The organism is Martinezella miluonensis (assembly GCF_900094545.1).
GTDB classification, from domain to species: Bacteria; Pseudomonadota; Alphaproteobacteria; order Rhizobiales; family Rhizobiaceae; genus Rhizobium; species Rhizobium miluonense.
In genome coordinates this window covers 92,375-106,736 of the sequence record NZ_FMAH01000011.1, presented here as the reverse complement: position 1 = coordinate 106,736, position 14,362 = coordinate 92,375, and the positions used below count along the sequence as shown (strand labels likewise).

General features: G+C 59.3%; 12 protein-coding genes. 9 read left to right on the top strand and 3 right to left on the bottom strand.

Annotated features, from left to right (window positions below; translation table 11 throughout):
• The first annotated feature begins 592 nt into the window (after window positions 1-592).
• The 4 genes from htpG to GA0061102_RS12425 all read left to right on the top strand — a co-directional run bounded on the left by htpG (window position 593) and on the right by GA0061102_RS12425 (window position 6,904).
• Window positions 593-2,479 (top strand): molecular chaperone HtpG, encoded by a 1,887-nt coding sequence (gene htpG / locus GA0061102_RS12440; RefSeq protein WP_092847402.1) that lies wholly within the window; start codon window positions 593-595, stop codon window positions 2,477-2,479.
• 277 nt (window positions 2,480-2,756) lie between these two features.
• Entirely contained in the window at window positions 2,757-3,530 is a 774-nt protein-coding gene (locus GA0061102_RS12435) for a siderophore-interacting protein (protein WP_092847460.1), read from the top strand.
• Window positions 3,531-3,860: 330 nt separating this feature from the next.
• A complete protein-coding gene (locus tag GA0061102_RS12430) occupies window positions 3,861-5,597 on the top strand; it encodes a type I secretion system permease/ATPase (protein WP_092847456.1) in 1,737 nt (578 codons plus the stop codon).
• Complete coding sequence (locus GA0061102_RS12425; RefSeq protein ID WP_092847399.1) at window positions 5,594-6,904, top strand: HlyD family type I secretion periplasmic adaptor subunit; 1,311 nt, start codon at window positions 5,594-5,596, stop codon at window positions 6,902-6,904. Before GA0061102_RS12430 ends, GA0061102_RS12425 begins: the two co-directional genes overlap by 4 nt.
• A 29-nt stretch (window positions 6,905-6,933) precedes the next feature.
• On the opposite strand, the gene eglC is transcribed toward GA0061102_RS12425, so the two are convergent.
• Together eglC and GA0061102_RS12415 are read right to left on the bottom strand one after the other, a co-directional pair.
• On the bottom strand, window positions 6,934-8,376 hold the full coding sequence (gene eglC, locus GA0061102_RS12420) for an endo-1,3-1,4-beta-glycanase EglC (protein WP_092847397.1): 1,443 nt from the start codon (window positions 8,374-8,376) through the stop codon (window positions 6,934-6,936).
• Between the two features lie 210 nt (window positions 8,377-8,586).
• Entirely contained in the window at window positions 8,587-9,582 is a 996-nt protein-coding gene (locus GA0061102_RS12415; RefSeq protein WP_092847395.1) for an ABC transporter substrate-binding protein, read from the bottom strand.
• A 406-nt stretch (window positions 9,583-9,988) separates the two neighbouring features.
• Here GA0061102_RS12415 and msuE point away from each other — a divergent pair, with 406 nt between their 5' ends.
• The 4 genes from msuE to GA0061102_RS12395 all read left to right on the top strand — a co-directional run bounded on the left by msuE (window position 9,989) and on the right by GA0061102_RS12395 (window position 12,206).
• Window positions 9,989-10,549 (top strand): FMN reductase, encoded by a 561-nt coding sequence (gene msuE / locus GA0061102_RS12410; RefSeq protein ID WP_092847451.1) that lies wholly within the window; start codon window positions 9,989-9,991, stop codon window positions 10,547-10,549.
• Between the two features lie 61 nt (window positions 10,550-10,610).
• On the top strand, window positions 10,611-10,787 hold the full coding sequence (locus tag GA0061102_RS12405) for a hypothetical protein (RefSeq protein WP_245297990.1): 177 nt from the start codon (window positions 10,611-10,613) through the stop codon (window positions 10,785-10,787).
• Window positions 10,788-10,845: 58 nt separating this feature from the next.
• Window positions 10,846-11,430: an RBBP9/YdeN family alpha/beta hydrolase gene (locus tag GA0061102_RS12400; RefSeq protein WP_092847392.1), complete on the top strand. Its 585-nt coding sequence runs from the start codon at window positions 10,846-10,848 to the stop codon at window positions 11,428-11,430.
• 116 nt (window positions 11,431-11,546) lie between these two features.
• Window positions 11,547-12,206, top strand: a complete 660-nt coding sequence (locus GA0061102_RS12395; RefSeq protein WP_092847390.1) for a peroxiredoxin — start codon at window positions 11,547-11,549, stop codon at window positions 12,204-12,206.
• Window positions 12,207-12,266: 60 nt separating this feature from the next.
• Here the strand turns inward: GA0061102_RS12395 and GA0061102_RS12390 are convergent, their stop codons facing one another.
• A complete protein-coding gene (locus tag GA0061102_RS12390; protein ID WP_092847388.1) occupies window positions 12,267-13,169 on the bottom strand; it encodes a LysR family transcriptional regulator in 903 nt (300 codons plus the stop codon).
• A 93-nt stretch (window positions 13,170-13,262) separates the two neighbouring features.
• On the opposite strand from GA0061102_RS12390, the gene GA0061102_RS12385 reads away from it, so the two are divergent.
• Complete coding sequence (locus GA0061102_RS12385; RefSeq protein ID WP_092847386.1) at window positions 13,263-14,297, top strand: aldo/keto reductase; 1,035 nt, start codon at window positions 13,263-13,265, stop codon at window positions 14,295-14,297.
• The last annotated feature ends 65 nt before the right edge of the window (window positions 14,298-14,362 follow it).

Here is a 14,362-nt window from a genome sequence, read left to right as displayed (position 1 = left end):
CGGGCAGCGGTTGCTTCTGCTGCCTGTCGAAAGGCAATGACGTTGCCTCCCCAAACGGCAGGCAACAAAAAAGGCCGGAGCGAAACGCGCCGACCTTCCTGATTGTCGCTCCTACACCAATGCCAGTACATCCGTGGTCAGAAGAGCAAAGCGACCGAAACATTGCGAGCGGCTAATTTGTTAGCGCTCACCAGCAACGTTACGGAGCTTATATAGTTCAATATTCCGGCCAATGCAAGTGATGGGAGGTTTACACTGTTCGACTGCCGTTCCTATCCAATGACGGAACGCTGGAGATGACCTGCAGCTTGCGTCTGCCGGCGAGGCGGTTTCGTCATTGGCTGGAATGAACCTGCATGCCGCTGCCGATCTTATGACAGTCGTTGCTGCACCGCGCCGCAGGCGTGCCGCACTGATGCAAATCCTGTATGATAGGCCCAAATGGAGGAACCGCCGGGCGAATGATTTTACCTGTGAAAGAAAGGCCATTCGCCTGTTTTGAGCTTGGCGTGACAACGCCCGCTTGAAATTTCTTCCGTCATCCGCCACCTGTTCGGCGCGACTTTCAACATTCCCAGGAGACTAGACGCATATGACAACCACCGCAGAAATGACCGCCGAGAGCCACGTCTTCGAGGCCGACGTTGCCCGCCTTCTGCATATGATGGTTCACTCGGTTTATTCGGACAAGGATGTATTCCTGCGTGAGCTGATCTCGAACGCAGCCGATGCCTGCGAGAAGCTGCGCTACGAGGCGATTGCTCATCCCGGCTTGCTGGCGAACGATCCCGACAGCCGCATTCTGCTGACGCTCGATGCCGATAACGGCAAGCTCGTCGTGGAAGATAACGGCATCGGCATGAGCCGTGACGAAATGATCGAGGCCCTCGGCACGATCGCCCGCTCCGGCACGCGCGCCTTCATGGAGCGCATCGAGGCCAACAAGCAGGGCGAGGGCGCCCAGCTCATCGGCCAGTTCGGCGTCGGCTTCTATTCCTGCTTCATGGTTGCCGATCACGTCGATGTCGTTTCGCGTCGCGCCGGCGCCGAAGACGCCTGGCTCTGGTCTTCCGATGGCAAGGGCGGCTACAGCGTCTCCCCCGTCGACGCAAGCGCGGCTCCGGCGCGCGGCACCCGCATCACGCTGCATCTGATGGAAGATGCCAAGAGCTATGCATCGCGCTGGACCGTCGAGCGCATCGTCAAGGAACAGTCGGGCCATGTGCCGGTGCCGATCAAGATCGCCGAGAAGCCCGGCGAGGAGGCCACGCAGCTCACCGACGGAACCGCACTGTGGACCAAGTCGAAGAACGACATCACAGCCGAGGAATATACCGATTTTTATCGCGGCGTTTCGGGCCAGTATGACGAGCCGGCGCTGACGGTGCATTTCCGCGCCGAAGGCCGCCATGAATATTCGGCGCTCGCCTTCGTGCCCGGCTCGCAGCCGTTCGATCTCTTCGACCCGGATCGCAAGGGCCGCATGAAGCTCTATGTGAAGCGCGTCTTCATCACCGATGAGGCGGAATTGCTGCCGCGCTATCTCCGATTCGTCCGCGGTCTTGTCGACACGGCCGACCTGCCGCTTAACGTTTCGCGCGAGATGATCCAGGAAAGCGCGATCCTGTCGGCGATCCGCAAAGGCGTCACCAATCGCATCATTACCGCGATCGAGAAGCAGGCGGAGAGCGACCATGATGCGTTCCTGAAAATCTGGGAAAACTTCGGCAGCCTGATCAAGGAAGGGATCTACGAGGATTTCGAGCGCCGCGCGCAATTGCTGGCTTTGTCGCGCTTTCGCACGACTGCATCTGCGGACGGCTATCGCTCGCTCGCCGATTACGTCAAGGATGTGAAGGAAGGCCAGCAGGCGATCTACTATCTGGTCGGCGGCAGCCTGGAGCAGCTGAAGGCTTCGCCACAGCTCGAAGGCTTCCGCGCCCGCGGCATCGAAGTTTTGTTGCTGACAGATTCCGTCGACAGCTTCTGGGTCACCAATGCTCCGGAATTCGAGGGCAAGAGCTTCAAGTCGATCACCCAGGGTTCCGCGGATCTCACGCAATTCAAAAAGCAGGATGAAGACAAGCCGGAGAGTGCGACGGCTCCGGCCGACGTGCAGGCCTTCATCGATTTCGCTAAGGAAAAGCTTGCCGACGAAGTCTCCGACGTGCGCGCCTCCGATCGCCTGATCGAAAGCGCCGTCTGCCTGGTTGCTTCCGAGCAGGGCTACGACCGGCAGCTCGAGAAAATCCTGCAGGGGGCCGGTCGCTTGCAGTCCGGCGCCAAGCCGATCCTTGAAGTCAATATGGAACACCCGGTCGTCAAGGCGATCGCTGCCAAGATCGATGCACCCTCGCTGCGTGACGATGCGGCGTTCCTGCTGCTCGACCAGGCGCGTGTGCTCGATGGCGACAAGCCGGCGGATCCGCGCGCTTTTGCCGAGCGACTGGTGCGGGTGATGGAAAAAGCGCTCCGGTAATCAAGGCGGCCGGCGCGGCTCGAAAAGACGCGCCGGCCTCTTCAGCCGGGGATCACAGTACCGCTTCGTCCCTCGCGATTAAAATCTTGTCTAAAATAATCATCTTTTTATTGCTAGATGGGCGTTCCTCTTCTATAGAGAAACGCGAATTGGCTGGGCATCGTCCCGCCACGTAAGCGTTAACGTCACTCAACGCGTATGATCGAACGGCTCTGCGGCTTCGGTCTGCGCGACTGTGTCCTGCGGATCGAGACCAAAGAGCCTCGAAAGGATGCAGATGGATACTCCACACACGTCAAATCCGATTGGTTCGGCTCCGAAGATCGAGCGCGTACGCCATGAGCTGAAGCGGCGCTCCTTGACCGTCGCCAGCGTCGTGAACGTCACACCCGGCATGCTGCGCATCGAGTTCTCCGGGGAGGATCTCGCCGACTTCGTCAGCCTCGCGCCCGACGACCACATCAAGGTCTTCGTTCCGGGTTCGGGCGAGGAAATGGAACGACGCGACTATACGCCCCGTCGTTACGATACCGTTACCCGCACGCTCGTCATCGATTTCGCCGTTCATGAAGCAGGCCCCGTTACCCAATGGGCGCTTGAAGCCAGCGTTGGCGACAGGCTGGAGATCGGCGGCCCCCGTGGTTCCGCAGTTATCTCCAACGACATCAAGAATTGGCTGCTCATCGGCGACGAAACGGCCTTGCCGGCAATCGGCAGACGCATCGAGGAAGCCGGCGGCGATGCACACATCACAGCCATCGTCGCAGTTGCTGACGAAGCCGAGCATCAGGTTCTTCAAGGTGAAGCGCGGGTGACGATGCATTGGGCGCATCGGCCCTTGTCGCGAGCGACCGATGCGTCTGCGCTGATAAACATTCTTCGTTCGGTCGAGCTAACGGCCGGTACCTTTGTCTGGATTGCCGCCGAAGCCTCGGTGACACGCGCGCTGCGAACCTATCTCGTCGAAGAGCGCGGCTATCCGCTGAGCTGGATCAAGGCATCCGGCTACTGGGTGAAAGGCAAAGCGGATACAACCGAGAAGTTCGAATAAGGCTGGATATGGCAGGCGCTTATGAAAAAAACGCCTGCCAGTCCTGATGTGACGACCGGCAGACCTTGCCGATGAATGTTCCTGCTCCATCTGATGGCACAACTGTCCGGTAGCTCGATGCCAAGATTGGCTTTACCGGGACTGGAATCAGGGAAGATTTCGGCTTCCTAAATTGCGTGGGATCGCCGAAGGTTAGGTGCAAAATGGAAACGGCGGCGAAGTCATCACCGGTCCTTTTGCAGGTTCCAAGCGCCGAGCGGGAGGCGGTGCGGACGAACGTTGTGCAAACTCCTGTCGCTCGCGACGGCCAATATTGAGGATCGAGGCGAGGTGCTTGCCGTCCCGAAAGAACCGCCGCAGACCTTCGTCGCGCTGATGCTCTTGTCATTGCGCAAGGCCTTCTTCAGCATCGCTCTTGCCAGCGCCGCCATCAATGTGCTGGCGCTGACCGGCTCCTTCTTCATGCTGCAGGTGTATGACCGGGTCATTCCGAGCCGTAGCCTGCCGACGCTTTCCGGACTTGTCGTCATCGTCGCGACGCTGTTCCTGTTCCAGGGAGCGCTGGAGCTGCTGCGCTCCATGCTGCTTGCGCGGATCGGCATGTCGCTCGACGAGCGATTGAATGGAAGGGTCTTCCGCTCGCTCTTGTTCCTGCCAACCCAAAAGCAGACGTCGGATGATGGATTGCAGTCGGTTCGTGATCTGGAGCAAATCCGTTCTTTCCTGTCGGGCAGTGGTTCCACCGCGTTTTTCGACCTGCCCTGGATGCCTTTCTACCTGATACTCTGCTTTCTGTTTCACGTCTGGATCGGCGTCACCGCCCTCTGCGGCGCTGTCCTGCTCGTCGGCATCACCTTGCTTGCCGAAACACTGTCGCGACGGCCGGCGCTCGAGGCGGCAAAGTCTTCAGCCGCGCGTCTCGGCTTCGCGCAAGCAGCGCGGCGAAACTGGGAAGCCGCAATCTCGATGGGATTTGCAGGCCGGCTGACCGAGAAATGGGCTGCAATGAACGATGACTACCTGAGGCATCAGGCTGCCGCGGGTACCATCGTCGGCGCGCTGACGATCGCGGCAAAGATGGCGCGCATGATGCTTCAATCTGCCGTGCTCGCGGTCGGTGCGATCCTCGTCATTCGCCAGGAAGCGACCGGCGGCATCATCATAGCAAGCTCGATCCTGGTGACGCGAGCGCTGGCTCCAGTGGAGCTTGCGATCGCTCAGTGGAAGGGTTTTGTTGCAGCCCGTCAGGGCTGGGCGCGGCTTGCAGCCCTCCTCGATGTCGCGCCGGACGGGCAGCATGTACTCACTCTGCCGGCACCGGTGAACGAACTCGGCGTCGAAAATATCAGCGTGATATCTCCCGGCGGTAGAGACTTCATCCTGCGCAATATCTCGTTCAAAATATCGGCCGGCACGGTGCTTGGCATCATCGGCCCGAGTGCATCGGGCAAATCGTCGCTTGCTCGGGCGTTGACCGGCCTTTGGCCGATTGCAATCGGCACCGTCAGGCTCGACAAGGCGGGGTTGTCGCAATGGGATGCGAACGAGCTCGGCCGGCATGTCGGTTACCTGCCGCAGGATGTCGGTCTCCTCGAGGGCTCGATCGCCGACAATATTTCCCGCTTCGTGAAGGACGTAGCGCCCGAGCCGGTCATAAGAGCGGCGAAGGCTGCCGGCGTCTATGACATGATCGTCAAGCTCCCCGATGGCTTCGATACGATGATCGGGGAGGCGGGATCGCGGCTCTCAGCCGGCCAGAGGCAGCGCATCGCCTTGGCGCGCGCTCTTTACGGAGATCCGTTCCTGGTGGTGCTGGACGAGCCTAATTCCAACCTCGATGCCGAGGGTGAGGCGTGCCTGACCGCAGCGTTGACGGGTGTGCGTGAGCGTGGCGGTATCGCCGTTGTCATCGCCCACAGGCCAAGCGCGCTTGCAGCTGCCGATACGGTGATGATCGTTGCCGGCGGCCAGGTGCAGGCATTCGGCCCGAAGAAGGATGTTCTCGGATTGCCGCCCAAGCCTGCCGGACCGGCAACTCTTGCGATCGCCGGCGGGGAAGCACGATGAGCGAGACGCCTTCGCCATCAACCGAACGCGCCATTCGCCGGCTGTCGCTGTTTGTGGTGATCGCGATATTGCTGCTGTTCGGTGTCATGGGAGGCCTCGCTGCCGCCACCAAAATTTCCGGGGCGGTGATTGCCTCCGGCAGCCTGGTGGTCGACAGCTATGTGAAACCGGTGAAGCATCTGAAGGGCGGCATTACCAGCACGATCTTCGTGAAGAATGGTGATCATGTCGATGCAGGCCAGGCGCTTGTGCGGCTGGACGACACGCAGACCAGGGCCAATCTCGCCATCATCCGCAAGCGCCTCAACGAATTGTCAGCGCGCACCGCGCGCCTGGTGGCCGAGCGCGACGGCAAGGACGAAATCGCCTTTCCGGCCGATCTGCTTTCCGCGATCGGCAGTGAGGATGTCAGGGCCATTCTGGCCGGAGAGCGACAGCTTTTTCGAGACCGCTTGGCATCACGCGAAGGTCAGAAATCGCAGCTGCGCGAGCGAATTCAGCAGTTGAATCAGGAGATCGAAGGTCTTGTGGCGCAGGAGCAGGGCAAGCGAAGGGAAATTGCTTTGATCGCCAAGGAGCTAGGTAGCCTCGAAGGTCTGCTCAACCAAGGCATTATTTCGGCAACCAAGGTCTTTTCGCTGCAGCGTGAAAGCGCTTCGCTGAATGGCGATCTCGGCAATCTCGTCTCGTCGATCGCCCAGACCCGCGGTAAGATCGCTGAAACAGAATTGCAGATCCTTCAGATCGATGCCGATCGCAGCTCGCAGGTCTCCGAACAGCTGCGCCAGGCGGAGAGTGATACCGGGCAGTTTTCCGAGCGCCTGGTTGCTGCCGAGGATGATCTCAAACGGATCGACATCAGGTCGCCGCAGGCCGGCATCGTGGATCAATCGAGCGTCCATGCCGAGGGCGCGGTGATCTCGCCGGCCGAGACGATCATGCAGATCGTCCCCGACAGGGATGCGCTGGTGGCCCAGCTGAAACTTGCGCCGCAGGATATCGACCAAGTCGCCGTCGGACAGTTGGTATCATTGCGGTTTCCCGCTTTCAATCAACGGATCACGCCTGAGCTGAACGGGCATGTGGAGACCGTCTCTGCGGATCTGATGACCGATCAGCGTTCGGGCCAGAGCTATTATGTCGTGCGGGCAAGGGTGCCAAAGCAGGAATGGGGCCGCCTGGGGCAATTGACGCCCCTGCCGGGCATGCCGGTGGAGGCCTTCATGCAGACAGGCCAGAGAAGCGTCCTGGCCTATCTGACGAAACCGATGACCGATCAGATCAAGCGCGCATTCAAGGAGGATTAGGGCACCTCAATGAGGTGCCCTTGTCGTCTTTAGATGTGCCAGTCCGTCGCCGTCGTATGGGTGGAATGGGTTGAAGCGGCGAGCTGGGCGGCATGGTCGTCCAGCGAATAAGCCTTGATGTAGTCGATCTTCATCTCGGATCCGTTCGGCAGCCCGTCCGTCGGAGTGCCCGCCACGCCGCCGACGGCGAGGTCGACCAGCATATACATCGGGCTGTGCATATCGGCAGGCGTAGCGGCATGGGCGACCGCAACGTCGTCGAAATACCAGACGATCTGATCCTTTTCCCAGAGCACGCCGTAATTGTGGAAACCGTCGGTGCTCGGTACCTCGACCGGGATCGAATTCATCGTGTGCTGACCGGTGGCATTCGAATGAACCGTCACGTTGACCGTATCGGGATTTTGCCCGCGCATTTCCACCACGTCGAGTTCCGGCGGCCAGGATCCGTCCTCCGGCAGCAGCCAGAAAGCAGGCCAGACGCCCTGGTTATGCGGCATCTCCGCCCGCATTTCGAAATAACCGTAGGTCTGAGAGAAGGTAGAATGAGTGGTCAGAATGCCTGACGTATAATCATGGTTCTCAACGATCGATTTCAATGCATCCGGGGTTTGTTTTGCCGTGATCGTCAGGATGCCGTCGGAGACGGAAAACGGGTTTGCGGATGCCGTCGGCCCGTAGGCTGGATTGACATACCATTGCAACTCGCCGTTCAGGCTGCTGCCCTTTTCCGGCGCCCAGGAATATTTCGCATCCCAGGTGCCTTGGGTTCCCTGGTGCAGCGAAAGCGTATTGAAATCGTCCGAAAAGGTCTGCGTCAGCGACGATCTGTCAAGCCCGAGCTGGAACTGGTCTGCGTGAAGATCGGAGACGGTCTTGTTGGCGAGGACCAGGCTTTCGCCATTGCCGAGATCGAGCCGGACATTGGCACCTTCCTGGGTGGAATGGCTGACGACCTGATCGAATGACGTCAAGGCATACTGATTGAGCCTGACCTTGTCGTCGTCGCTGAAATCGGTGATGAGGTCGCTGCCATTGCCCTTGGTGATGATAAAGGTATCGGCGCCGCCGCCGCCGGTGAGCACGTCGTTGCCGGCGCCGCCGTCGATCGTCTGGCTGCCACTGCCGCCTGTGATGATATTGTCGGCATCATTGCCATAGGCATGACGATTGTTGCCCGTCACCGTGAGATTTTCGAAATTGGCAGGCAGCGTGTAATCCATCCAGGTGTTGATGGTGTCGATACCGGCGTTGGGCGCTTCATAGGCGCGGTTGATGCTGGAATAGAGATAATAGATATCGTCGCCGGTACCGCCCGTCATCGTCACATTGACGGAGGCGTCGCCCCACATGGAGTCGTTGCCGGCGGTACCGTTGAGCACCGGACCCGAGCCGGTAGCGGAAAAGAAACCAGTCGATGAGTCGCTGTAGTAAAGTGGTTGTCCAAGAGCATTCAAGACAGATTTACGCATGAGAAGCCTCTTCCATGTGCCGGATTATCTCCTCCATCGACCTAATATGTCTCCCCACTCATATGCATCAGATAGCGTGCTTTGTTTTTCTGCCCACCCCCTGGAGCCAGTTTTTTCGTCGTATTATCCAGGTCAGCTCACGGGATCGCATGCGAGCATGGCATACGGGGTAGCGACGCGATCGTGTGTCGCGTCGCCGGGGTTGTTCTCTTAGAGAGAAGCCTTCACCTTCTGGGCGATTTCCGGACTGACCCAAGTCGTCCAGATGTCCTCATGGGTCTTCAGAAAATACTTCGCAGTATCTTCATTGGTGCCCTGATTATCCGTCTGCCATGCAAGGACGCTGTTCACCACATCATTCGTCCATTTCCGCTTCTTCAGATAGTCCGCAGCGACCCCGGCTTTCTCGGCGAATTGCTTGGTGACGACGGTAAAGACTTCCGAGACGGGGTAGGAGTTGACCTTCGGGTTGGCGCAATCGATCACCGAGGTGCAGGCATCCCATTCGGCCTTGTCGTGGGGAACGCCGAAAGACAAGCGTACCATCGGGTACTTGCCGAGGATTGCGGTTGGCGACCAGTAATAGCCGAGCCAGCCGGTCTTCCTCTCGAAGGCATTGGCGATCGTACCGTCGAGCGCGGCGGCAGAACCTGTTTCGACGATTTCAAATCCCTTTTTCTCGCCATCGAGCGCCCGGAAAAGATTGCCGAGCGAGGCCTGGCATTGCCAGCCGGGCGGGCAATTGTAGATGACGCCCTTCTTCGGATCATTCGGCGAGGGGAAGAACTCGGGATGTTCCAATGCCTGCTGGACGGTCTTGATTTCGGGATGGGCGTCGGCCAGGAATTTCGGAATCCACCAGCCGTCCTGGCCGCCTTCGGAAAGAATGCCGGCCGCGATAACCAGCCTGCCCTCGGAAACGGCCTGATCCAGCGGCGTGCGCACCGCATTGATCCAAAGCTCCGGCGCGACGTCGGGCTGGCCCTTTTCGTTCATGGCGGTGAAGGTCGGCAGCGTATCGCCGGTGACAAGGTCGACCGAGCAGCCATAACCTTCCCGGAGGATGATCTTGTCGACATTTGCCGCAACGCCGGCCGACGCCCAGTTCATTTCGGCGATTGAGACCGAGCCGCAATCGGCATGTGCGGCGCCGGCAAAGGTATAGAGTGCTGCAGCGAAGACGGCGGCAGCGATATGCTTTCTCATTTAAGACCCCCAAGGTCCTGATGTTGCTGTTGCGGAAGGGCGTCGCGGCAGAACCCGCCGACTGTTTCCCTTCGCTTTGCGATACCTCGGCTGCGTCAAGGCTATGCCGGGGCCAATCCCGATCAACCGTCACGGTCGGGATGCGTGGGGATTACTGCCATATGCGTGTCCCGGTCATGCGTTGGCGGCATGAAGTTTTTTAGCTTTCCCACAGGAAATGACTTTGAGCGATCGGTCGCCAAGGCGCCTCGGCCTGATAGGCAAGGCTGATCCAAGCGGTCCCGATGCAGGAAACAGATTTCCCCTTTCGGTGGAACTGAGAGATGGCTGTTTCTTTTAATCTACAAAATTTGTGGACAATATTCGCACTATCGAACACATGTCCGACGTTCGGAAAGGGATGAAAATGAGTGCGCCTAAATTGGTCGGCATTGCCGGCAGCTTCAACCGTCCGTCCAAGACCTACGCACTGGTCCAGACCGTCGCCGGTCTGGCGGGCGACCGCTACGGATTTACCAGCAAGGTTTACGACCTGCACGATGTCGGTTCTTCGCTCGGGGTGGCGCAATGGCGCAAGGATCTCGACGCTCAGGCGAAGAACGTGATTGACGATATCGTCTCGTCGGACGCGCTGATCATCGGTTCACCCACTTTCAAGGGATCCTATCCCGGGCTCTTCAAGCATCTCATCGACCTTATCGATCCGCATGAGCTGCGCGCCAAGCCGATCATCATCACCGCGACCGGCGGCGGCGACCGGCATGCGTTGATGGTGGAGCACCAGCTGCGGCCGCTCTTCGGCTTCTTCATGGCCCACACGCTGCCGACCGCGGTCTATGCTGCGGATCGCGATTTCACCGATTACAGGGTTTCCTCCGAACAGCTTTCCAACCGGATCAATGAGGTCGTCGGCGAGTTGGCCGCCTTCTTTCCGCATCGGGTGACGGTGCTGGCGGCCGCTGAATAGCGAGCAACGCCGGTTCGACCGGCAGGTTTTCAATTTTAAATTCAACGAGATGGAGGGTTGCATGACATCGAATATCATCAGTCGCCTGAAGACGATCTTCGGCTTGTCTCCGTTGAGTAAGCGGAAGGGCAGTCCCGCACCCACACACGAGACGTTTGTCGCAAGCTACGACCGGGAGCCTTCGGCCCGCGATTACGAACTCTATTATTGGTGCTCCACGCCGGCGCCCTGGTATTGAACGAAGGCGCCACCGGCTTCGTATTGCGGGTCTCGCCGAAATCGGCTGCGAGGATATCATGAGCAGAGTACTCATCGTGCCCGGATTGTTCGGATCGGGTGAAGGGCATTGGCAGCGCTATTGGCTGCAGGATAAGCCCGACGTCCGGCTTGTCGAGCAAGCCGACTGGGATTTTCCCTATTTCGGTTGCTGGATGGAAAACCTCGAGGCGGCGCTCGAGGATGCCGGTGAAGCCTATCTTGTCGCCCATAGCCTGGGTTGCCTGCTGGCGGCCAGATTGGCGGGGCGTCCGGCTGCGCGAAGGGTGAAAGGCGCGCTTCTCGTTGCGCCCTGCGATATTCCGGTCACCGAAAGGCTGCACGCCGGCCATCTTTCCTTCGGCACGATGCCAACGGAGGCATTGCCTTTTCCCAGCATCACAGTCGGGAGCCTGAACGATATCTATATGACGCTCGACCGGCTGACCATGTTCGGGCGGCTTTGGAATTCCGATGTCCGCAACATCGGCCTTGCCGGACACATCAATATTGCGAGCGGATTTGGACGGTGGCCAAGCGGTTATGGCTTTCTCGAAGCGTTGAAGGCGCGCGCGAGACATCGCAAGCCCCAAGGTTTTTCGGCGACAGTTGCCGCCTCGGCTTGAAAGAGGGCTTTTCACACCGTGCATTCAGCGCCATTGTACTGCCGCGGCTCTTTTGACCATGTCCTCTGCCCGCTGTCCACGACACGCGGTGAGGCTTTTATTTGGGAGGTAATGTGATGAGTTTGCGTATCAATGACATCGCTCCGGATTTCTCCGCCGAGACGACGCAGGGCGAACTTCAGTTCCACGATTGGATTGGCAACGGCTGGGCCGTTCTGTTCTCCCATCCGAAGAACTTCACGCCTGTCTGCACGACCGAACTCGGTGCAATGGCAGGTCTGGAGCAGGAATTCGCCAAGCGCGGCGTCAAGGTCATCGGTATTTCGGTCGACCCGGTCGAAAGCCATGTCAAATGGAAGAGCGATATCAGAACGGCGACCGGCTTCGACGTCGAATATCCGCTGATCGGCGACAAGGATCTCAAGGTTGCCAAGCTCTATGACATGCTGCCGGCCGGTGCCGGCGAAAGCTCGGAAGGACGCACGCCGGCCGACAACGCCACCGTTCGCTCCGTCTTCGTCATCGGCCCGGACAAGAAGATCAAGCTGATCCTCACCTATCCGATGACCACGGGCCGCAACTTCGGCGAAATTCTCCGCGCCATCGACTCGATCCAGCTTACGGCCAAGCATCAGGTCGCAACTCCGGCCAACTGGCAGCAAGGTGAGGATGTCATCATCACCGCCGCCGTTTCCAACGAGGACGCAATTACGCGTTTCGGTTCGTTCGATACTGTATTGCCTTATCTGCGCAAGACCCGTCAGCCGACTGCCTGAGCGGGAGTAACGACAACCGCATTCATCAATGCGGTGCGGCCCAATAGGCCGCACCGTTTTTCAAAGCCTGACATTCTCGCGCAGGAACTCCAGAAGCGTCCGCACGCGCGCTGGCAGCGGGCCACCCTGGCCGATATAAACGGCATAGAATTCCTCGACATCACCGGGATTGAGCTCTTCCAGGACAGGCGTTAGTCGACCGGCTTCAATATCGGATTTGACGGTAAAGGCAGGGAGGCGTGCAAGACCTGCGCCCGCCAGCGCCAGATGGCGCATGGCCTCGCCGTCACCGACCTGTATGCCGCGCGCCGCAGGAAGTGTCATTGTCTGGCTGCCTAGTCTCAGGGGCCAACCTTCCACCGCACGAGAGTAGGAAAAGCCGATGCGGCAATGCGTTTCAAGCTCCGCCGGCGAGCTGGGAACGCCGTGCCGCCGCAGATAATCCGGCGATGCAACGATCATTTTTCGCGTCGTGCCGAGTTTGCGGGCGGTAAGGCTCGAACTCTTGAGCGGCCCGGTGCGAATTGCGACATCCGCCCGCTCTTCCAGCAGATCCACGACCCGGTCGGTGTGCACGAGTTCGAGCGAGACATCCGGATAGAGCGCCATAAAGGACGGGATGAGTGGGGCAAATACGTGATTGCCGAAAGAGCCGCTGGTGTTGATGCGGATATGCCCCGCAACCTGCTCTCCCGCCGAAGCGTGGCGTTCCGCCTCTGCCATATCGGCAAGGATTGCGACGCTGCGCTCGTAGAAGCCACAGCCTTCCGGCGTCAATTGCAGGCGTCTGGTCGAACGATTGATGAGGCGTGCGCCAAGACGCTTCTCCAGCCTCGTGACGAGCTTGCTGACGGCCGAGGGCGTCATGCGGCAGGCTGTTGCTGCCGCGGTGAAGCCGCCAAGCTCCACGGCACGGACGAAGACCTCCATTTCCCCGGAGCGATTGATATCCTGACGGCTCATGATGAATTCAAGTCATAAAACAGTTTCTTTCCGGCAATCTATATCAACGAAGTTGAGGCGTCTATCTATTCAGGACAGCAAAGGAGATCGATGATGGACTACAGAAATCTTGGTGCTTCCGGTTTGAAAGTACCCGTGCTGAGCTTCGGGGCCGGTACGTTCGGCGGCAGCGGCCCGCTATTCAGCGCCTGGGGAACGACCGATGCGACGGAGGCCCGCCGTCTCATCGACATCTGCCTCGAAGCCGGCCTCAATCTGTTCGACACTGCCGATGTCTATTCGGCCGGCGCCTCCGAGGAGATCCTTGGGCAGGCGATCCGCGGCAGGCGAGACGCCGTGCTGATTTCGACCAAGACCGCATTGCCGATGGGGGATGGACCGGCCGACTGGGGCGCCTCGCGCTCCCGGCTGATCAAGGCGGTCGATGCAGCTTTGCATCGCCTCGGCACAGACTATATCGACCTGCTGCAACTCCATGCCTTTGATGCCTCGACGCCCATCGAAGAGACGCTTTCCACACTTGATGGCCTCGTGAAGGCGGGCAAGATCCGCTACGTCGGTGCTTCGAATTTCTCCGGCTGGGAGCTGATGAAATCCCTTGCCGTCTCGGAGCGGCAGTCCTACGCGCGTTATGTCGCGCATCAGGTCTATTATTCGCTTGCCGGTCGTGACTACGAATGGGAACTGATGCCGCTGGGTGCAGATCAGAATGTCGGCGCGCTGGTCTGGAGCCCGCTGGCATGGGGCAGGTTGACGGGAAAGATTCGGCGCGGTCATCCGCTGCCAGAAACCAGCCGCCTGCACGAAACGGCATCTTTCGGGCCGCCGGTCGATGACGAAAAGCTGTTCGATATTGTCGATGTACTTGACGAGATTGCCGCCGAAACCGGCAAGAGCGTGCCGCAGATCGCGATCAATTGGCTGCTGAGCCGGCCGACGGTCGCAAGCGTCATCATCGGTGCGCGCAATGAAGAACAGTTGCGGCAAAACCTCGAGGCGGTCGGCTGGACGCTTTCCAAGGAGCAGATCGAAAAGCTGGATAAAGTCAGTGCTGTTGCAGCACCCTATCCTTATTTTCCGTATCGGCGGCAGGAGGGGTTTGCCAGGCTCAATCCGCCTCTGGTCTGAGCGGAGAGCTTGCAGCTCTCCGAAATCGCCATGACGAGAAATTGGCGGCAGAGGTGGTGTCGCTC